The 18,801-nt window shown below is 73.9% G+C and carries 21 protein-coding genes; 1 reads left to right on the top strand and 20 read right to left on the bottom strand.

Going from position 1 to position 18,801, the window contains the following annotated elements; all coding sequences use genetic code 11:
* Positions 1-14: 14 nt before the first annotated feature.
* A complete protein-coding gene (locus tag NHG27_RS04685; RefSeq protein ID WP_497014906.1) occupies positions 15-1,379 on the top strand; it encodes a hypothetical protein in 1,365 nt (454 codons plus the stop codon).
* A gap of 98 nt (positions 1,380-1,477) precedes the next feature.
* On the opposite strand, the gene csrA is transcribed toward NHG27_RS04685, so the two are convergent.
* The 20 genes from csrA to NHG27_RS04785 all read right to left on the bottom strand — a co-directional run bounded on the left by csrA (position 1,478) and on the right by NHG27_RS04785 (position 18,800).
* Positions 1,478-1,714, bottom strand: a complete 237-nt coding sequence (gene csrA / locus NHG27_RS04690) for a carbon storage regulator CsrA (RefSeq protein WP_497014907.1) — start codon at positions 1,712-1,714, stop codon at positions 1,478-1,480.
* A 69-nt stretch (positions 1,715-1,783) separates the two neighbouring features.
* Positions 1,784-2,623 (bottom strand): hypothetical protein, encoded by an 840-nt coding sequence (locus NHG27_RS04695; RefSeq protein WP_497014908.1) that lies wholly within the window; start codon positions 2,621-2,623, stop codon positions 1,784-1,786.
* On the bottom strand, positions 2,595-4,643 hold the full coding sequence (locus tag NHG27_RS04700) for a flagellar biosynthesis protein FlhA (protein ID WP_497014948.1): 2,049 nt from the start codon (positions 4,641-4,643) through the stop codon (positions 2,595-2,597). The genes NHG27_RS04695 and NHG27_RS04700 overlap by 29 nt, the downstream gene beginning before the upstream one ends.
* A 157-nt stretch (positions 4,644-4,800) precedes the next feature.
* Positions 4,801-5,940 carry an EscU/YscU/HrcU family type III secretion system export apparatus switch protein gene (locus tag NHG27_RS04705; protein ID WP_497014909.1) on the bottom strand — a complete coding sequence of 380 codons (1,140 nt, stop codon included), beginning with the start codon at positions 5,938-5,940 and terminating at the stop codon, positions 4,801-4,803.
* Entirely contained in the window at positions 5,940-6,692 is a 753-nt protein-coding gene (locus NHG27_RS04710; RefSeq protein ID WP_497014910.1) for a flagellar biosynthetic protein FliR, read from the bottom strand. Before NHG27_RS04710 ends, NHG27_RS04705 begins: the two co-directional genes overlap by 1 nt.
* A 5-nt stretch (positions 6,693-6,697) precedes the next feature.
* A complete protein-coding gene (locus NHG27_RS04715) occupies positions 6,698-6,973 on the bottom strand; it encodes a flagellar biosynthetic protein FliQ (protein ID WP_030152072.1) in 276 nt (91 codons plus the stop codon).
* Between the two features lies 1 nt (position 6,974).
* Positions 6,975-7,814 carry a flagellar type III secretion system pore protein FliP gene (gene fliP, locus NHG27_RS04720; protein ID WP_497014911.1) on the bottom strand — a complete coding sequence of 280 codons (840 nt, stop codon included), beginning with the start codon at positions 7,812-7,814 and terminating at the stop codon, positions 6,975-6,977.
* Positions 7,811-8,503: a FliO/MopB family protein gene (locus NHG27_RS04725; RefSeq protein ID WP_497014912.1), complete on the bottom strand. Its 693-nt coding sequence runs from the start codon at positions 8,501-8,503 to the stop codon at positions 7,811-7,813. The genes fliP and NHG27_RS04725 overlap by 4 nt, the downstream gene beginning before the upstream one ends.
* 2 nt (positions 8,504-8,505) lie before the next feature.
* Positions 8,506-9,210, bottom strand: a complete 705-nt coding sequence (gene fliN / locus NHG27_RS04730) for a flagellar motor switch protein FliN (protein ID WP_497014913.1) — start codon at positions 9,208-9,210, stop codon at positions 8,506-8,508.
* Positions 9,207-10,109, bottom strand: coding sequence for a flagellar motor switch protein FliM (locus tag NHG27_RS04735; protein WP_497014914.1), 903 nt, complete (start codon positions 10,107-10,109; stop codon positions 9,207-9,209). The genes fliN and NHG27_RS04735 overlap by 4 nt, the downstream gene beginning before the upstream one ends.
* 54 nt (positions 10,110-10,163) lie before the next feature.
* A complete protein-coding gene (locus tag NHG27_RS04740; protein ID WP_497014915.1) occupies positions 10,164-10,970 on the bottom strand; it encodes an OmpA family protein in 807 nt (268 codons plus the stop codon).
* Positions 10,971-11,071: 101 nt separating this feature from the next.
* Positions 11,072-11,845, bottom strand: coding sequence for a motility protein A (locus tag NHG27_RS04745; RefSeq protein WP_497014916.1), 774 nt, complete (start codon positions 11,843-11,845; stop codon positions 11,072-11,074).
* Between the two features lie 5 nt (positions 11,846-11,850).
* Positions 11,851-12,159, bottom strand: coding sequence for a flagellar FlbD family protein (locus NHG27_RS04750; protein ID WP_497014917.1), 309 nt, complete (start codon positions 12,157-12,159; stop codon positions 11,851-11,853).
* Positions 12,160-12,400: 241 nt separating this feature from the next.
* Positions 12,401-13,582, bottom strand: a complete 1,182-nt coding sequence (locus NHG27_RS04755; RefSeq protein ID WP_497014918.1) for a flagellar hook protein FlgE — start codon at positions 13,580-13,582, stop codon at positions 12,401-12,403.
* A gap of 15 nt (positions 13,583-13,597) precedes the next feature.
* On the bottom strand, positions 13,598-14,116 hold the full coding sequence (locus NHG27_RS04760; RefSeq protein WP_497014919.1) for a flagellar hook assembly protein FlgD: 519 nt from the start codon (positions 14,114-14,116) through the stop codon (positions 13,598-13,600).
* A gap of 12 nt (positions 14,117-14,128) precedes the next feature.
* Positions 14,129-15,598 carry a flagellar hook-length control protein FliK gene (locus tag NHG27_RS04765; protein WP_497014920.1) on the bottom strand — a complete coding sequence of 490 codons (1,470 nt, stop codon included), beginning with the start codon at positions 15,596-15,598 and terminating at the stop codon, positions 14,129-14,131.
* Between the two features lie 10 nt (positions 15,599-15,608).
* Positions 15,609-16,385: a C40 family peptidase gene (locus NHG27_RS04770; RefSeq protein WP_497014921.1), complete on the bottom strand. Its 777-nt coding sequence runs from the start codon at positions 16,383-16,385 to the stop codon at positions 15,609-15,611.
* Positions 16,382-16,819: a flagellar export protein FliJ gene (locus tag NHG27_RS04775; RefSeq protein WP_497014922.1), complete on the bottom strand. Its 438-nt coding sequence runs from the start codon at positions 16,817-16,819 to the stop codon at positions 16,382-16,384. Before NHG27_RS04775 ends, NHG27_RS04770 begins: the two co-directional genes overlap by 4 nt.
* On the bottom strand, positions 16,819-18,195 hold the full coding sequence (locus NHG27_RS04780) for a FliI/YscN family ATPase (RefSeq protein ID WP_497014923.1): 1,377 nt from the start codon (positions 18,193-18,195) through the stop codon (positions 16,819-16,821). Before NHG27_RS04780 ends, NHG27_RS04775 begins: the two co-directional genes overlap by 1 nt.
* Positions 18,192-18,800 (bottom strand): FliH/SctL family protein, encoded by a 609-nt coding sequence (locus NHG27_RS04785; RefSeq protein ID WP_497014924.1) that lies wholly within the window; start codon positions 18,798-18,800, stop codon positions 18,192-18,194. The genes NHG27_RS04780 and NHG27_RS04785 overlap by 4 nt, the downstream gene beginning before the upstream one ends.
* Position 18,801: the final 1 nt, after the last annotated feature.

Below are 18,801 nucleotides of genomic sequence, written 5' to 3' on the forward strand. Positions count from 1 at the left end.
GGGGAGATCGATGCGTGTCTGACGCACGTCCCGCGCCACGACTCCCTGCCGGTGCCGGCGCGCTCGCGGGCCTCCCCGCGCTGCCGGTCACCGCGTGCGAGAGCGCGCTCACCGAGCTGCTCGCGGCCCGGGCGGGCGACCTCGCGCGCGAGGCACGTCGGGTCGTGCGGGCCTACGAGCTCGCCCCCGCCGACCGGGCGACGGCGCTCGACGCCGTCGCTGCCGTCCAGCGCGCGCTGCTCCTCGACGTCGTCGCCGGGCGCACGAGCATCGACCCGCGGACGTGGACCCTCTCCGTGCGCGGCGAGTCGGCGCGGGCCGTCCGCCGGGCGGCGGCCCAGGGTGCGATCACCGTGGCACCTCACCGGCAGCGCCTCGCGACCCAGCGGGCGGCGCTGCTCGCCGTCCGTGAGAACGCTTCCGTCGGTGTGCCGGTCGAGACCGGCACCGAGCAGCCCGTCGCGGACGTCCCGGTCCGGACGGAGCTCTCCGCCACGGCGGCGAGCCCGTTCGAGAGCACGACGGCGACGGGCCGCGCACCGCGCTCGGCGACCGGACCCCTCGGCCCCGCCCGGCACGCCCGCAGCCCGGTCGGCGCCACCCCGGGTCGGCGGCTCACCGCACGACGGTCGGCTCGATGGGGCGCGGCCGCCCTGCTGTCCTCCGTCACGATCATGGTCGGGGCTGCGGTCGCACCCGCCGAGGAACGCCCCGCGGACGCCCCCGGCACGTCGAACGTGTCCTTCGTCGACCGGCTGACGATGCCGATCATCGGACTGTGGGAGACCCTCGTCCCGGGGAGCAAGGACCAGGATCCCGCCGACGTGTCTCCCACCCCCGACCCACCGGCCCCTGCCGTCCCCGTACCGTCCGTCCCGACACCCGAGCCGACCCCGACCCCGACTCCCGACCCGACCGTGCCCGACGCGGCCGTCGTACCGGTCGTGCCCACCACGCCGATCGTGCCCGACGTGCCCGACGTGCCCGACGCACCCGTCTCCCCCGTCGTGCCCGCACCCGGCACGGGGTCCGGTGGCTCCTGGACGACGCCGGGAGACGGGCGCCCCGGGAACAGCGGCGGCCGTCACGATCACGACACCGGACGCGGCGAGAAGCACGAGCACGACGAGCGGCGCGGCGACGACGATGACGACGACCGGCGGGGGTGGGGACGCGACAAGGACCGGGACACGGGACGCGACGACGGCCGGCAGAGCAAGGGGCGCGGCAACGACCGCGACGACGACCGGCGGGACGGCAAGCAGGACGGCCGCGACCAGGATCGCCGGACCAACGCCAACACCGACAAGGCACGCAGCCGGGGTCGGAGCCGAGCAAGCCACGCCTCCGACCGCGAGGAGCCGAGCCCGCGGGTGTAGCCCGGGACCCTCGGCCGGGGCCTCGGCGCACGTCCCGCGTCGCCCCGACACCGACGGGAGCAGGACCTGCCCGGACGTCGTGGGGCGTCGTCGGGGGTTCAGGACAGCGAGCGCAGCGCGAGCAGGGCACGCACGTCGGCTGCCGTCCCCTCGCCTGCTGCGGCGGCACGGTTGTCCTCGGCCACCTGGTCGACGATCTCCGCGCGGTGGATCCGCACGTCCCTGGGCGCCTCGATCCCGATCCGCACACCGTCACGGCCCGCGGACACCACCGTCAGGACGATGTCGTCCCCCACGAGGATCCGCTCCCCCACCTTGCGCCCCAGCACCAGCATCGACGTCCTCCTGACGTTCGCGAATGTCGTCCTGACCTTCCGCGAGCACCTATGCGGCCGGGTGGTCGCTCAGTCCGCTTCCCAGCCCTCGGGCAGCCCCAGGAGGTTGACGGTCTCGGGGGTGCGCGTCGACGACCGGCCGACGACCGCCATGGCGTGCAGCGGCACGGCCGCCCGCAGCTCGCCGACCCAGGCTGCGGTGTCCTCGTGCTTGCGCGAGGCGTCGACCACGACCCACACCTGCTCGGGCGCGAGGTCGACGAGGATCCGGACGGCGTCCGCGACGTCGGGTCCGCACCCCACGGCCACGGCGGTCGCGGTGCCGGCGTGCACCCCGCGAGCGCGCGCCTCGGTGGCGCTGCGACGATCGGTGACCCGTAGGCCGTCCACGACGCGGGCGCGCCCGGCGCTCCCCGTCAGCAGGCCGAGGCGGTCGTGCACCGCGCGGACGACGCGGACGGGGTCGTCGCCCAGCCCGACGAGCGCGACGAGGTCACCAGGTGCCCTCGACGGCCCGGGGACCGCGGAACCGCGGTCGGGCTCGGGGAGCGCGGTGTCGGCGATGAGCTCGTCGAGCAGGGCCGAGAAGCCGTCGCCCCGCGTCGACACCTCGAGGTCGTCCGCACGGGAGGGGACCAGCCGGTCGGCGCCGTCGGCGTCGTCGAGCAGCGCGGCGATCCCCGCCCGGCGAGCGGCAGGGAACCGGACGGGGTGGTCGGGTGCCCGGACCGAGGCCGGGTCCCCCACCTCGACCACGGCCTCGTAGTGCTGCCTCCCGAAGAGGCCCTTGATGCCTCCCGTGATGATGCGCTCGGCGGACACGATCCGGACGTCGGGTCCGTGCGCACGCCGGGCGTCGTCGAGGATCGCCTCCAGGGTGTCACCCGCGAGCAGCAATCGCCGGGGCATCGTTCACCACCCCGACGGTCTCGATGAGGGCGTTGCCCGAGGTGACCTCTGTGTAGGAGAGCACCGCCAGCTCGGGAAGCTGCGTGGCCACCAGCCGGCGCAGGGCGGGGCGCAGCGACGGCGCGCAGACCAGGACGACGTCGTAGCCCATGGCCCGCGCCGCCTCGGCGCGCTCGGTGACCGAGGTGCGGAACGCGTCGAGACGGGCCGGGTCCACGACGATCACGGAGCCGTGCTCGCCTCCCGGCTGGCGCCCCGCGAGCATGGCCTGCTCGAGCGCGGGGGCGATGGTCACGACCCGGATCGTGCCGTCGACCGTGTGCCGTGCCGGGATCGCGGGGCCGAGCGCCGCTCGTGCCGACTCGACGAGGTGCTCGGGGTCCGTGGACCGCTTGGCCGCGAGGGCGAGCGCCTCGTAGATGCGCGGCAGGTCGTTGACCGCCACGCGCTCCTCGAGCAGCCCGTGGAGCACGCGCTGGATCTCGGCGAGCGAGAGCAGCGCGGGCGTCAGCTCGTCGACGGCCGACGGGTTGGTGCGCTTGACCTCGTCGGTCAGCACGCGCACGTCCTCACGTGAGAGCAGGCGCGCGGCGTTCGCGGAGATGATCGCCGACAGGTGGGTGACCAGGACCGAGACGCGGTCGACGACCGTGGCCCCGGCCATCTCGGCGCTGTGCCGCATCTCGATCGGGACCCACTTGCCCTCCATGCCGAACACCGGGTCGACCGTCGCCTGCCCGGGCAGCGCACCGAGGTTGTCCCCGAGCGCGAGCACCTTGCCCGCCGGGGCCTGACCACGGCCGGCCTCGACGCCGGCGATCCGCACGGCGTACGTCGACGCGACCAGCTCGATCGAGTCCCGGGTGCGCACCGGGGGCACGACGACGCCCAGGTCCATCGCGATCTTGCGCCGCAGGGCGCGCACCCGTCCGAGCAGGTCGTCGTGGGCCCCGGTCACGAGGTCGACGAGGTCGGGGGCGAGCAGGATCTCGAGCGCGTGGACGCGCATCTGCTCGATCAGGTTCTCGGTGCCGTCCGACGACGCGGCCGCCCCCTGCTCGAGCTGCTCGGCCGCGGCCCGGGCGACCTCGGTGCGCTCCTGACGGACCTTGATCTGCTGCGACGCGACGAGCAGTCCGATCCCGAGGACGATGAACGGCAGCTTGGGCATGCCCTCGATGAACGCCATCGCGAGCGAGGCGACACCGGCGATCGCGATGGCGTGCCGCGACTGGACGAGCTGGCTCGACGCCTGCGAGCCGACGTCGCCCTCGCCCGAGTTGGAGCGGGTCACGATCATGCCCGTCGCGACGGCCATGAGCAGGGCCGGGACCTGCGTCACGAGCCCGTCGCCGATCGTCAGGATCGAGTAGGTGTCGACCGACTCCCCGATCGGCATGCCGTGCATGGCGACACCGATGATGATGCCGCCGACCAGGTTGATGATCGTGATGACGACGCCCGCGATCGCGTCGCCCTTGACGAACTTCGAGGCGCCGTCCATCGCGCCGTAGAAGTCCGCCTCCGCGGAGACCTCGGCGCGGCGCGTGCGGGCGTCGGTCTCGCTGATGAGGCCCGCGTTGAGGTCGGCGTCGATCGCCATCTGCTTGCCGGGCATCGCGTCGAGCGTGAACCGCGCCCCGACCTCGGCGACGCGCTCGGCGCCCTTGGTGATCACGAGGAACTGGATGACGACCAGGATGAGGAACACGACCATGCCGATGACCAGGTTGCCGTTGACCACGACGTGGCCGAACGCGCTGATCACCTCGCCCGCGTACCCGTTCCCGAGGACGAGCCTGGTCGAGGCGACGTTGAGCCCCAGCCGGAAGAGCGTCGCGACGAGCAGCAGCGACGGGAAGACCGAGAAGTCGAGCGGCTTGGAGACGAACATCGACGTCAGCAGGATCACGAGCGACAGCAGGATGTTGACGATGATGAGCACGTCGAGCATCCCGGCAGGGATCGGCACGACGAGCAGCAGGACGATGCCGACGACGCCGAGCGGCACGGCGATCATGGCGAGGGAGCGGTTCTTCACGCGGAACCCTGGTCCTTCCCGGTCCGGAGCGGCGGCGGGTGCTGCCGCGACCTCCTATGCACGTCGCCGGGCCGGCAGCCCGGGCCGGCGGTACCGGGTCAGCGGTACCGGGGGCGGCACCGGGCCGGCGCCCAGGTCACGCCGTGCGCTCGTGCCCGACGTCGTCGACCGGCCACTCCCCCGGCGCGATCGCCGGCTTCGCCAACCGGTGCGGCACGGCCGAGGCCGCGGCCCCGCGCCGGGCGAGCGCCATGACGAACGCCAGGACGCGCGCGACCGCCATGTACAGCTCGACCGGCACCTCCTGCCCGACGTCGCACGTCTTGTGGAGGGCGCGCGCGAGCTGCACGTCCCGGACCATGGGCACGCGCGACTCCTCGGCCTTCTCGCGGATGCGTGCGGCCAGGTGGTCCGCGCCCTTGGCGACGACGCGCGGCGCGGACTTCCCGGGCTCGTAGCGGATCGCGACCGCGACGTGCGTGGGGTTGACGATCACGACGTCGGCGTCGGCGACCGCCGCGAGCATGCGGTTGCGCGACAGCGAGCGGGCCATCGAGCGGCGCTGCGACTTCACCATGGGGTCGCCGTCGCTGTTCTTGTGCTCGTCCTTGAGCTCCTTCTTGGTCATGCGCGTCTTCTTGCGGTTGCGCTTGGCGACGACGAGGACGTCGAGGAGCGCGAGGGAGATCCCCGCGGCGGTCGCCCACAGCAGCAGCGACCTGACCCCCGACCCGGCGGCCTCGAGCAGGGACGAGACGGGCAGCCCGCCCGCGGAGAGCAGCACGGGCATGAGGGACTGGATCACGACGTAGAGCACGACCCCGACGACGGTCGTCTTGAGCAACGCCTTGACGCCGTTCCACAGGGCCTGCGGACCGAGGATGCGCTTGAACCCGCTCACGGGGTTGAACTGCTGGAACTCGCCTCGGAACTTCTTCAGGTGCAGGCCGCCCTGGGCGACCGAGCCGATCACGGCCGCGAGCGCGACGGCCCCGAGCAGCGCACCGATCGTGGGCAGGACCGAGCCGAGCGCCTCCTGCAGGAGCACCACGGCGACCGCCGGATCCGGGTTCTCGACCACGGTGCGGATCGAGAGGACCTGCTCGGTCGCGGCGCCCGCGGCGGCGTCGAGGGTCAGGGGCAGCAGGGCGCCCGCGACGGCGATGCCCACCCAGGCCGTCAGGTCCTGCGACCGACCGAGCTGGCCCTTCTCCCGCACCTCCTTCATCTTGCGGTCGGAGGCCTGCTCGGTCCTCTCCTCGGACGTGTCCGCCATCAGCCCACACCTCCCATGAGCCGGAGGGCCTGCTCCGTGAGGGCGGACAGGGCGTGCGGCAGCGCGACCAGCACGGTCCCGACGAGCGAGAGCGTCAGGAAGATCTTGAGCGGGAAGCCGAGCGCGAACGCGTTGAGCGCGGGGGCGACGCGGGTGACCAGGCCCAGCCCGACGTCGGCCAGGAAGAGGACCACGACGATGGGGCCGGCGATCTGGATCCCCGCGACGAACGACCCCGTGAGCGCCGCGACGAACGACTCGGCCGGGACCCCGGCGAACGCCCCGACGGGGACCGCGTCGTAGGACCGGGCGAGGCCGAGGATCACGAGCTGGTAGGCGTCCGACGTGAACATCAGGACCACGGCGGCCAGGGCGAACAGGCGCGTGAACTGCGAGCCGCTCACGTTGGTCTGCGGGTCGAACGCCATGCCGATCGAGAAGCCGCCGAACAGGTCGAGGTGCGAGCCCGCGGAGGTCACGGCCGAGAAGACGATCATGACGAGCGCGCCCAGCATGGCCCCCGTGGCCGCCTCCGCGATGACGTGCGCGAAGAAGGTGGCGGTGCCGACCGGTTCGTACGTGGGGGCGACCTTGCCCGAGACGACGAGGCCCAGCGAGACCGCGAGGATGGCGCGCACCTGGCGCGGGATGGCCTGGTGCGAGAAGGGGGGCGCGAGCGTCATGAACGCGGCCAGGCGGACCCCGGCGAGCAGGGTCGCCTGGAGCCACGCCTGGTCGATGTCGAACGTCACCGACGTCAGCCGCCGCCCAGCAGCGACGGGATGAGGTCGAACATCGCGTGCGTGAAGGAGACCAGCTCGCCGATCATCCAGTTGCCGCACACGATGAGCGCGACGGCCACGGCCGCGGCCTTGGGGACGAACGAGAGCGTGACCTCCTGGATCTGGGTCACCGACTGCACGAGCGAGATCGAGAACCCGACCACGAGCGACGTGATCAGGACGGGGGCCGCGAGCTTCGCGGCGAGGATCATCGCCTGCGTCGCGATGTCCAGGACGGCGGACGTCTCCACGTCAGACCACCCCGTACGAGCCGATGAGCGAGGTCGTGATGAGTCCCCAGCCGTCGACCAGGACGAACAGCAGCAGCTTGAACGGCAGCGAGATCATGGTGGGCGGGAGCATCATCATGCCCATGCTCATGAGTGCCGCGGCGACGACGAGGTCGATGACGAGGAACGGCACGAAGACCACGAAGCCGATGATGAACGCGGCGCGCAGCTCGGAGATCACGAACGCGGGGACGAGCGTGGTCAGCGGGACGTCGGCCATGGTCGCCGGGTTCTCGAGGTCGGCGGCGCGCGTCATGAGCGCGAGGTCCTCCTCGCGCGTGTGGGCGAGCATGAACTCCCGCAGGGGGGCAGCACCCGCGTCGAGCGCCTGGCTGAACGTCGTCGCGCCCTCGAGGTAGGGCTGGACGGCCGCCTCGTTGATCTCGCCGAACACGGGCCACATGATGAACATCGACAGGAACAGCGCGAGCCCCGCGAGGACCATGTTGGGGGGCACGGTGCCGGTGCCGAGCGCGTTGCGCGTCAGGGACAGCACCACGAAGATCTTGGTGAACGACGTCATCATGAGCAGCAGCGTCGGCGCGAGCGAGAGCAGCGTGATGCCGACGAGCGTGACGAGCGAGGACGACGGCTCGCCGTTCGGCCCGTTGATCTCGACCGAGAAGCTGCTCCCGTCGGGGGCCGTCGGGTCGACCGGGGCGGTCGGCGCGGTCGGGTCGACCGGGGCCGCGCCTGCGGACGGGGCGAGCAGCACGGTCGCCACGAGGGCGAGCACGACGAGGGCCAGGGTCACGACCAGGGTCGCTGCGCGGCGCGTGCGCGCCGGTGCGGCAGCGGTCATCGGCGGGGCCCCCACACGCTGCGGGCGGCGTGCCGCCAGGTGTCGAGGGCCAGGAAGGGGCGGGTGGTCGCGGGCCCGGTCGGGTCGGCGACCGGCGTGCCCGACGGCGCAGCACCCACCGCGGTCGCGGTCACCGTGCGCACGGGTCCGGCCGGTGCGGGTCCGGCCGGCGCCCCCGACGGGACGAGCGCGTCGTCGAGCCAGCCCTGCGCGGCCAGGACGGCCTCGTCGAACGACGGGCTCGCCAGGTCCGTCGTGCCGGACGGGGCGTCCTGGGTGGCGGGCCCGTCGTGGTCGACCACGCCCGCCCCGGCGGCGCTGTCCGCGGACCGGGACCAGGTCGTGGACTTCACGGCGTTGAGCGGGCCGAGCCGCGGCACCGCGGCACCGCGCACGGCGTGCTTGGGGCTCGCGGGTCCGGGTGCCGGGGGTGCCGCGGGGGCGGGGCCCTGGTCGATGACCGTGACCGACGAGTCCGTGACCCCCAGGAGGTAGCGCGTGCCACCGGTGTCCAGGAGCACGGCGACGCTCTTCGGGCTCAGTCCCTGCCGGGCGACGACGGTCAGCTGGGCGGTGCGGCCTGCGGGTGCCCCCCGCCTGCTCCGGTCGGCCACCCGGTACGACAACCACAGCAGCCCCACGACGACCGCGAGCGAGAAGGCGACCCGCAGCACGGTGGTGACGTCCACGGTCAGTCGTCCGCGTCGAGGATCTTGGTGATCCGCACGCCGTAGTCGCCGCCGTCGACGACCACGACCTCTCCCTTGGCGATCGTCCGTCCGTTGAGCTGGACGTCGGCAGGGGCCCCGGCCGAGCGGTCGAGCTCGACGACGGCCCCGGGCTCGAGGTTGAGCACCTCGCGCACGGGCATGCGCGTGTGCCCGACGACGACGGCGAGCCGCATCTCGACGTTCGAGATGCGCGCGAGGCGGCTGCCCGTCATGGCTTCGTCGGTCAGCCCGCGCAGCGCCTTGCGGGTCCGCACGACGAACCAGCCGGCCGTGGGGCCGCCCCCTGCGGAGAGCTCGAAGACGACGGCCTGCTCGTCCTCGAAGAGCTCGGTGGCGTCGGCGACACGGACGTCTCCGAGCACGCCGACGCCCGTCGTCGCCCCCGCGGCCTCGAGGGCCGGCCGGAGGAGGTCCGTCACGTCGAGGGTCGGGGTCTCGGACGCGTCGGCGAGCGCCGACTCGTCGATGAGCGCGAGGGCCATGTCGCTGCCGCGGTCCCCGACGTACGACGCGACGACCGCCGTCGTCGCCTGCGGGCCGACGGGCGCGCCGCCCGAGAGCGCCGCGGTGAGCGGCGTGCTGGTCGGGACGAGCTGGACGAGGGCCAGGGCCGCCTCGGTCGCGGCCTCGACCGCGGTGGGGTCGGCGGTGGTCACGGTGGTCATGAGTTCTCCTCGGTGGTGACGATGCGGCAGGCGAGGCGGGAGCCGGACGAGCCGACGGCGCCGCGGGCCAGGACGTGGCCGTCGACGATGACGTCGAGCGGGCGGGACCCGTTGTGCGGAAGGCGGATGATGTCGCCGACGGCCAGGTCCACGACCTCGACGGGCGTGATCGCCGCGCTCGAGTACTCGACCGTGACGTCGACCAGGGACCGGGCGAGGTGCTTGCGGGTGCGGGCCGCGGCGTCGGCGGGGTCGTCGGCCGGGTTCGCCTCACCGAGGTGGGGCAGCAGCGCCACGGAGGGCAGCGCGAGCGTCGCCGTGCACGCCACGTCCCCGACGCGCAGGGCGAACTCGGCCACGATCATGAGCTCCGCCGTCGGGGCCGCCTGGATGAACTGCGAGTTGTGCTGGATCGAGGCGATCTTCACGGGCGTCTCGAGGAGGCGCCCCATCGAGTGGCGCAGGTCGCGCAGGGTCTCCGTGACGAGGGAGGTCACGAGCGCGCGCTCGACGTCGGTGAACTTGCGGTCGATCGCCGGGATGTAGGGCCCGGCCCCGAGCATGTGGGCGATCCACGTCAGGGCGTCGGTGTGCGGGAACTGCAGGACGGCGCGCGGGGCGATGCCGTCGATCTCGCACACCACGACCGCCGTGGTGACCGGCAGGTCGGCCACGTAGTCGTCGTAGGTCCGCATCGACACGGCGGTCAGGCCCACCTGGGACACGACGCGCACGCGCGCCGTGAGCTGGGTCCCCCACTGGCGGGCGAAGCTCTCGAACGCCATCTCGAGGATGCGGTGGTGCTCGCGCACGAGCGTCGTCGGGCGGCGGAAGTCGTAGACCTCGACCTTGCGCCGCTCGGCGGGACCCTGGACCCTGACGGGTGTCGTCGTGCTCACGTCGGTCTCCTATGCACCCGGGGGTGCGGGAGCCTGCGTGCGCCCCGGGCGCGGTCAGCCCTGCCCGGTCGGTCCCCCCGAGGTCCCCTGCGCGTCGGTGGGCGCAGCGCGGCGCGCTTCCTCCGCTGCCGCGACGTCCTCCTGCGTGAGCGTGCCTCCGAGCACCTCGGGGATGAGGGCTCGCACGGCCTCGGGCTGCGCGGACAGGACCATGATGTCGACGCGACGGTTCGCGGCGAGCGCCTCGGCGCTCGTGCCCGCGGCGAGCGGGCGGGCCGAGCCGAACCCGACGGCCGCGACACGGTGCTCGGTGATGCCGCTCTGGTCGACGAGGTCGCGCAGGACCGCGGTGGCCCGCGACGACGACAGCTCCCAGTTCGTCGGGTAGCGCGAGCCCACGGTCGCCTTGTAGTCGGCGTTCCCCTCGACGTGGATCTCGTAGGGCGTCGGGGCGAGCACGGGGCCGATGACGCGCAGGACGGACCAGGCCTCCTCCGTCAGCTCGGCGCTGCCCGGCGAGAAGAAGGTGTCGGCCGAGACCAGGCGCACGGTCAGCCCGCGCTCGTCGATCTCGAACCGCACGGTCTCGGCCATGCCGTAGTCCTGCAGGCCCTTGGACATCGCGTCGCGCAGCGCCGTCAGGTCCTCGACCTCGGCCATGGCACGCTCGAGGTCCGTCGGGACGTCGTCGGGCACCTCCGTGGCCGGGTTGTCGATCACGGCCTCGACGACCGTGGCGTTCTCGATCGTGCCGAACCCGGCCGCGAGCGAGGACTTGAGCTCCTGGTACTTGTCCTGGTCGACCGAGCTGATCGCGAACAGCACGATGAACAGGCACATGATCACCGTGACCATGTCCATGTAGGACACCATCCAGCGCCCGCTGCCGCTCGTGTCGTGCCCCCCGCCCCCGCCGCCACCGGCGCCGCGACCGCGACTGCGGCCCCGCCTGCGGCCGGACATCAGGCGGCCTTGTCGGTCGGCAGGGACCAGGCCGGGACCATGGTCTTGAGGCGCTCGTCGATGACGCGGGCGCGGGCACCGGCCTGGATCGACATGTACCCCTCGAGCAGGACGTCGAGCCGCTGGATCTCGAGCTCGGAGATGCGCTTGAGCTTGGCACCGATGGGCAGCCAGATGAAGTTCGCGGACAGGATGCCCCACAGGGTCGCGATGAAGGCCGCCGCGATCATGTGGCCGAGCTCGGCCGGGTCGGACAGGTTCTCCAGGACGTGGGTCAGCGACACCACGGTGCCGACGATGCCGATCGTCGGCGCGTACCCGCCGATCGCGTTGTAGAAGTCGTAGGCGACGGCGTCCTCGCGGCTCTTGGTCTCGATCCGTTCCTCCAGGAGCGTGCGCAGCTGGTCGGCGTCCGCGCCGTCGGCCAGGGACTGCAGGGCGCTGCGCTGGAACGGGTCGTCGGTCTTCTGGGACTCGGCCTCGAGCGCGAGCAGGCCACCGTCGTTCTGCACGATCTCGGCGGCACGCACGACGTCCGAGATCGCGTCCGCCGGGCGGGCGGGCTTGCTCGTGAACGCGCGCGGCAGCGCCTTGACGGCCTGGAGCGCGTCGCGCACCGTCCCCGAGGCGACCGCGACGAGGATGCTGGCACCGAAGACGAGGATGATCGGCGCGGGCAGCAGGATCGACGTGATCTGCGCTCCCTCGAGGAGCACCATCGCGACGAGCGCGCCGAACGCGAGGAGGATTCCGATGATGGTTGCGGGGTCCATGTGGCCTACTTCGTCCTCGGGGCGGGGAGCGGTGTCACCGAGACCGGGGCGCGGTCCTCGGGCACCGGGTCGGTCCTGGGGGGCACGATGCCGAGCGGTGCACGCTCGCCGACGACCGGCAGGGACTGGGCGAGCACGAGGACGCGCGCCTTGTGCGCCTCGACCAGCCGGATCACGTCCTCCATCGACTCGGTGACGATGTAGCGGGAGCCGTCGATGAGCGTGACCCGGGTGTCCGGGTTGGTCTCGACACGGGCGACGAGGTCCGCGTTGATCGCGATGCGCTCGGAGCTGAAGCGCGTGAGAACGATCACGGTTCCACCTTCGGGTCGGGTCGGTCGGAGGGCGGCGGGAGGCGTCGGACCGGGCCAGCCCGCCCGCAGGGCGCGCAGCGGCCGGTCCCGACCCGCTGCTGGGTACTCTCGGCAGGCCCCGCTCGGTCGTGAACGGAGGGGGTGGCTGAACCCTCGCGCGGCCGGTGCACGACGGCGCCCCCGGGACACGGGGTCCCGGGGGCGCCGCAGTGGTCGCGCGCCGCCCCGCGCGCGACGGGCGTCAACGCTTGAGGTTGACGAGCTCGGTCAGCACCTCGTCGGAGGTGGTGATGACACGCGAGTTCGCCTGGAACCCGCGCTGGGACACGATGAGGTTGGTGAACTCCTGCGAGAGGTCCACGTTGGACATCTCGAGGTAGCCGGCCGTGATGGAGCCCATGCCCTGCGCTCCGGCCCCGCCCACGAGCACGTCGCCCGAGTACTGGGTCGCGGCGTAGGTCGAGCCGCCCGCCTTCTCGAGGCCGCCCATGTTGGTGAAGGTCGCGAGGGCGACCTGCCCCAGCACGGCGGTCTTGCCGTTCGAGTAGGTGCCGATGATCGACCCGTTCCCGGAGACCGAGTAGGACTTGAGCGAACCCGCCGCCGCGCCGTCCTTGGCCGAGACCGCGAGGTTCGACAGGCCTGCGTAGGACGTCACGGTGCTGAGGTCGACGGCCACGCCGGCGACCGTGAGCGAGCCGCCCCCCGTGAGGGCGCCGTCGGTGAAGGTCAGGTCCTGCGGTCCCCCGATGACGGTGCCGGTCGCGGCGTCGAGCGCGCTCACCGACCACGTCCCGCCCGTCGCGGTGAACTCGAGCGACATCTTGGTCGAGGTGCCGAGCTCGTCGAAGATCTCGATGTCGCGCACGACCTTGGTGCCGTCCTTGGCGTCGGCCGGCAGGTTGCCGCCGAGCGTGACGCTCGTCGTCGCCTCGGGCGGGGCGACGTCGCCCACGGGGATCGTGAGCCGGTCGAGGGGTCCGCTCGTGTTGACGACCCCGTTCACCGCCGTCCAGCCGCGGACGAACGCTCCGTCGGCGTTGGTCAGGCGGCCCAGGGCGTCGAAGTCGAACGCACCGTTGCGGGTGTAGAGCTGCTGGCCGCCGCTCTCGACGACGAAGAACCCGTCGCCGTCGATCATGAGGTCGGTCGCGACGCCCGTGGCCTGCGACGCGCCCTGCGTGAACTGGGTCGTGATCGCCGCGGTCGTGACGCCGAGGCCGATCTGTGCGGGGTTGGCGCCTCCGACCTGCTGGTCGGGGGCGACGCCGGCGGCGACGAGCTGCGAGAGCGTGTCCTGGAACTGGGTCCGCGAGGACTTGAAGCCCGTCGTGTTGACGTTGGCGATGTTGTTGCCCGTCACGTCCAGCATGTTCTGGTGGGCGCGCAGGCCGGAGATTCCGGTGTTGAGGGAACGGAGCACGATGGTCCTTTCGGGTCAGGCGGCGATGTCGCCCTGGCTGTCGGTTGCGCCGTCCGTGGCGGGTGGGGGTTCGGTGGCATCCGTGCTGACCGTGCCGGTGACGCCCGAGACCTTGTCGAGCGCGATGCTCTTGTCGCCGATCGTCACCGTGGGGACGGCGTCCTTGTAGGACACCGCGGTGGCTGTGCCCGTGTGCTCGACGCCGTCCGCGTCGAGGTAGGACACCTCCTTGCCGAGCAGGGTCGCGGCCGCGTCGCGCATCTGCAGCGCGAACGCCTCCTGCTGCTGCAGCGCGGACTCCTCGACGAGGGTGCGCATGGCGCTGAGCGACTCCATCATGGCGAGCGACGTCGTCTGGGCGACGATCTCGCTGGTCTCCATGGAGCTGGACGGGTCCTGGTTGCGGAGCTGGGTCACGAGCAGACCCAGGAACAGCTCGCTGTCGTACTCCTGCTTGGGGGCGCGCACGCCCTGGGCGCGGGGAGCGGTCTCCACGGGGGCGGAGACCGCCCCGGAGACGGGGGTGACCGGCACGTCGTTCCTCTCTCAGACGAGGACGTCGAGGCGCCGGGCGGCACCCGGCGTCCTGTCGTCCACTGTCGGCTGGGTGGTCTGGTCGGTGGGCAGGCGCTGGTTGCCGGGGCGCAGGTCGGGCCGTGCGGCCCACGGCTGCTCGGGGGCCCGCCTGCCCGCGGCGTCCTGCCCGGCGTGGCCGGCGCCGCCCTGGGCGGGCGCCTGGTCGGCGTCCGAGACCGACAGCGACGCCGACGGTGCGATGCCCGCGAGGTCGCGCCGGAGCTCGCCCGCGAGGGCGCGCAGGGCCTCGCGACCGGCGTCCTGCGGTGCGAAGAGCTCGATCCGCAGCTCACCGCCCGCGATGTGCGCACGGACGGTCACGGGCCCGAGGTTCTCGGGGGTCACGGAGAGCGTCAGGACGTGGTCGCCGTCGCCCGCGCCGACGAGCTGGAAGACCGGTCCGGAGACCTGGGCGTGGAGGGTGGGTGCGGCCTGGGGTGCGGGAGCCGCAGGGACCACCTGCCCGACGGCGGCGCTCACCGGGGTCTGCACGACCGGCACGGGCACGGGCACGACCTGGGCGGGCGCGCCCGGGGGTTCGGGGGCGGGGGCAGCCGGTGCGGCGGCCCCCGTCCCCGACGCGGGGGCAGCGGCGGGGAGCGGGCCGCGAGACGCGCCGTCGACCGGGGTCGCCGACGAGCCTTCGGACGGCTGCCGGGCCGTCCCGGACGGGTCGCCCGCTCCCCCGCCCGCGGTCTGCCCGGTGGCGACGAGCGGGGTCGGCCCGGCACCCGGTGCCGCCTGGTCTGCCGGCACCCCCGTCCCGGTCGTGGCCGTCGGCCCCTGGGCGCCCGGGGCGCCCCCCTGCCCGACGCCCTGCTCGGCCCCGCCGGACCCCGCCAGGAGCGCTGCCTCGTCGGCCGGTGGCACGGGCACGGCGGCCTGCTCTTCCGACCCCGCAGAGGGCAGCCCGACGGCGAGGGGTGCACCGTCGGGTCCGGCGGCCGACGGGACGTCGGACCCCGGCAGCACTGCCGTGCCCGGCAGCCCGACGACAGGGACGGGGACGGGTGGGACGCCCACGACGCCCTGCCCGTCCGACCCGCCGGTCCCCTCGGTACCGGGCCCGTCCGCCCTGACCTCCACGCCACCGGGGCCGACCGGGGCGTCGGCTCCGAGCCCGGGCTCCGGGACCGCCTGAGCCGTGTCCTCGAGCCCGCCCGGGAGCGAGCCCACGATCGCCTCGCCCGCGACGCTCCCCGGGAGACCCGGGAGCCCGGGGTGGGCGACGCCGTCGGGCAGGATGCCCACGACACCGGGCGAGACCTCGGTGGGCGACGACGCGTCGCCCACCTCCTGCGGCCCGGTCGTCGCCGCGGCCTCGTCGGAGGCCGCGGCGAGCGAGCGCCCGAACGCGCCGGACGAGTCCCCGGCACCGCGCCGGGAGCCCGCCGAGGCGGCAGCCGGCACGGTCGCGAAGGACGGGGTGATGGCAGTCATGTGATGCCTCTCAGCCGAGCACGCGGCGGATGGTCGTCACGGAGGCGTCCGTGACCGAGGTGATCTCGACCGTCTGGCCGGGCTTGGGCGAGTGGATCATCTGCCCGTCGCCCAGGTAGATGCCGATGTGCTTGCCGCCCCGCTGGACGATGAGGTCGCCCGGCTGCGCCTGCGCGAGCGACGCGACCTCGGTGCCCTCGCGCATCTGGTCGCGTGCGACGCGCGGCAGGTCGACGCCGTGCGCGCCGAACACGAGCTGGACCAGCCCCGAGCAGTCGAGGCCGCCCTCGGCGAGGGACTCCCCGCCCCACACGTACGGCACGCCGAGGTACTGCTTCGCGGTCTCGAGGACCGACGCAGCCGTGCCCGAGGCGGCCGTCCCGGTGGGCGTCGGCGTGGGCGGCGCCGCCGAGGCGCCGGGCACGGCGGCGGACAACGACGAGAACAGGCCCGCAAGGCTGTCGGCCCCGGTCGCCCCGGCGGCACCGGAGCCGGTCAGGGACGCGAACAGGCCCGCGAGACCGTCGGCCCCCGCACCCGTGCCGCCCGACGCGCCCTGCCCGGTGAGGGAGGACAGCAGGCTGCCGACCAGGTCGGACGACCCCGCTGCGTCCGAGCCGCCGACGGCCGCGAGCACCGAGGCGAAGTCGGTCGCGCTCACGGCCGACCCGCCGGTCCCCGCCGTCGTGGTCGCCGCCGCGCTCGCGCGCGCCGCCGTCGGGTCCTGGAGCGTCGCGATCTCGGTCCGGATCTCCCCGACGCGCGTCAGGGCCTGGGGCATGCTCATGGTCCGACGGTCCTTCCCGTGGTCGGTCGCCAGGCCGACGAGGCGACCTCGTCGAGCACGGCCTGCTCGGCGCGCCCCTCGGCGCGCGACACGTCGTCGTCGTGGCGGTCCTGGAGCTTCTCGAGCCCCAGGCGCGACGACCTCGCCTGCTGGAGCCCGCTGAACGCCTCGTCGATCTCGCCCGCCTTGCGGCGCGCCTCCACCTCGAGCGCCGAGAACAGCGCGCTCGTCGCGGCCCGCGAGGCCGCGATCGCGGCGAGCGACGCCCCCGTGGACGCGTGGTCGGGCGACGCCTCGAGGTACGCAGCGAGCCCGCCCGCCTCCTCGACGGTCTGCGCGAGGTCCGCGTTCGCCCGAGCGAGCCGGGCCTTCGCCGCGTCCTCCTCGAGCTGCCGCAACCGCAGCACCCCCGCGAGCCGGAACTTCGTGTTCATCACGCCTCCCCGTCGATCAGTGCTTCGGTCAGCCGCGCGAGGCGCGACCAGGACTCCTCGGCCGGCGTGCCGTCCGTCATGGCTTGCTGCAGGAACCCGTCGATCGCTCGCTCGTGCGCGAGCGCCGCGTCCACGAGCGGGTCGGTGCCCTTCTTGTACGCACCGATGTCGAGGATGTCCTGCACCTTGCGCCGGGCCGCGAGCACCTTGCGCAGGGTCAGTGCGAGCGACCGCTGCTCGGGGGTCGTCACGCGGGACGCCACGCGCGAGATCGACCCGAGCGCGTCCACGGCCGGGTAGTGGCCCGAGACCGCGATCGCCCGGTCGAGCACCACGTGGCCGTCGAGGATCGAGCGCGCCTGGTCGGCGATCGGCTCGTTGTGGTCGTCGCCGTCGACCAGGACCGTGTAGATCCCCGTCACCGAGCCCCGGACCCCCGTCCCCGCGCGCTCGAGCAGGTTCGCCATGAGGGAGAACGTCGACGGCGGGTAGCCGCGCGTCGCGGGCGGCTCGCCGACCGAGAGGCCGATCTCTCGCTGCGCCATGGACACACGCGTGAGGGAGTCCATCATGAGCACGACGTGCGCCCCCTCGTCGCGGAACGACTCCGCGATCCGGGTCGCCGTGAACGCGGCCCGGCGCCGCATCATGGCCGGCTCGTCGGACGTCGCGACGACCACGACCGAGCGCGCCAGCCCCTCGGGGCCCAGGTCGTCCTCGAGGAACTCGCGGACCTCACGACCGCGCTCGCCCACGAGGGCGATGACCGAGACCTCGGCGTCCGTCCCCCGGGCGACCATCGACAGCAGCGACGACTTGCCGACGCCCGACCCCGCGAACAGCCCGATGCGCTGCCCCCGGCCGAGCGTGACGAGCGTGTCGAGCACCCGCACGCCCGTCTGGAGCGGCGTGTCGATGCGGGCCCGGTCCATGGCCCGCGGTGCGTCGTTGTCGACCGGTACCCGCACGCCGCTGACGACCGGCCCCTTGCCGTCGACCGGCCTGCCGAGGGCGTCGATCACCCGGCCGAACAGGCCTCGCCCCGTGGGGACGAGGATCCCCGTGCCGCTCGTGCGGACCGGTGCGCCGGCTCCGACGCCCGTGAGGCGGCCCAGCGGCATGCAGCGCGCCCGCCCCTCCGACGTCGCCACGACCTCGGCCGCCACGACGTGCGGCGCCTCGCCGATGTGCACCAGGTCGCCCAGCGCACAGTGCAGACCCGCCACCTCGACGCTCAGGCCCACCGCGGACGACACGACGCCCACCCGCTCGGGGCGTGCGACGGCCACGAGGTCGTCGATGGGCGCAGGGCGCCACGGCGCGGGCGCGGGCACCGCTGACGGCGCCGCCACCTCGAGCACGTCGAGCGTCGTCATGCGGTGGCCCCCGCCCCGGGGTCGCACAGCGCCGCGAGCCCCGCGCGGGCCCGTGCGACGGCGGTCCCGATGCGGGCGTCGAGGAAACCGTGCTCGAGGTCCGCCACGGCGTCACCCCGCCCGAGCGTCGCATCGGCCAGGAGGACGGGGTCCCCGACGCCCGCCTGGGCGAGCAGGTGCACGTCGTCGGGGTGCAGCCTGACGGCCACCACCGCGGCCTCGGCCCCTGCCGTCGCCCGGGCGAGCGCCGCGTGCGCCGCCCGGTCGCGGTCGGTCAGCTGGACCCCCACGACCGCCTCCGCGAGGTCGAGCGCCCCCCGCACCGTGGCGTCCTGCACCGACTCGACCAGCGGCACGGTGCTCTCGGCGAGCGCGCGGGCCGCGTCGCGCAGCAGCGCGAGAGCGCGGCGGGTGCTCTCGACCTGCTCCGCGGCACGGCGCGCGTGCTCCGCCTCCAGGGAGGCACGCAGGTGCGCGACACCCTCCTGGGCGGCCCGGGCCCCCGCCGCGTACCCCGCGGCGAACCCGCGCGCGGACGCCGCCGCCTCGACCTCCTGGACCCGGGAGCTGTGCAGCACGGGCACGGCGCTCGGGACGAACGCCATC

The sequence above is a fragment of the Oerskovia sp. 140933 genome (assembly GCF_059651515.1).

Coding starts and splice junctions, on each gene's coding strand:
- NHG27_RS04780 (WP_497014923.1), bottom strand. CDS start 18,195: ATGACGACGCTCGACGTGCTCGAGGTGGCGGCGCCGTCAGCGGTGCCC.
- NHG27_RS04770 (WP_497014921.1), bottom strand. CDS start 16,385: ATGAGCATGCCCCAGGCCCTGACGCGCGTCGGGGAGATCCGGACCGAG.
- NHG27_RS04705 (WP_497014909.1), bottom strand. CDS start 5,940: ATGGCGGACACGTCCGAGGAGAGGACCGAGCAGGCCTCCGACCGCAAG.
- fliP (WP_497014911.1), bottom strand. CDS start 7,814: ATGACCGCTGCCGCACCGGCGCGCACGCGCCGCGCAGCGACCCTGGTC.
- NHG27_RS04740 (WP_497014915.1), bottom strand. CDS start 10,970: ATGGACATGGTCACGGTGATCATGTGCCTGTTCATCGTGCTGTTCGCG.
- NHG27_RS04745 (WP_497014916.1), bottom strand. CDS start 11,845: ATGGACCCCGCAACCATCATCGGAATCCTCCTCGCGTTCGGCGCGCTC.
- NHG27_RS04785 (WP_497014924.1), bottom strand. CDS start 18,800: ATGGCGTTCGTCCCGAGCGCCGTGCCCGTGCTGCACAGCTCCCGGGTC.
- NHG27_RS04775 (WP_497014922.1), bottom strand. CDS start 16,819: ATGAACACGAAGTTCCGGCTCGCGGGGGTGCTGCGGTTGCGGCAGCTC.
- NHG27_RS04765 (WP_497014920.1), bottom strand. CDS start 15,598: ATGACTGCCATCACCCCGTCCTTCGCGACCGTGCCGGCTGCCGCCTCG.
- csrA (WP_497014907.1), bottom strand. CDS start 1,714: ATGCTGGTGCTGGGGCGCAAGGTGGGGGAGCGGATCCTCGTGGGGGAC.
- NHG27_RS04695 (WP_497014908.1), bottom strand. CDS start 2,623: ATGCCCCGGCGATTGCTGCTCGCGGGTGACACCCTGGAGGCGATCCTC.
- fliN (WP_497014913.1), bottom strand. CDS start 9,210: ATGACCACCGTGACCACCGCCGACCCCACCGCGGTCGAGGCCGCGACC.
- NHG27_RS04700 (WP_497014948.1), bottom strand. CDS start 4,643: ATGATCGCCGTGCCGCTCGGCGTCGTCGGCATCGTCCTGCTGCTCGTC.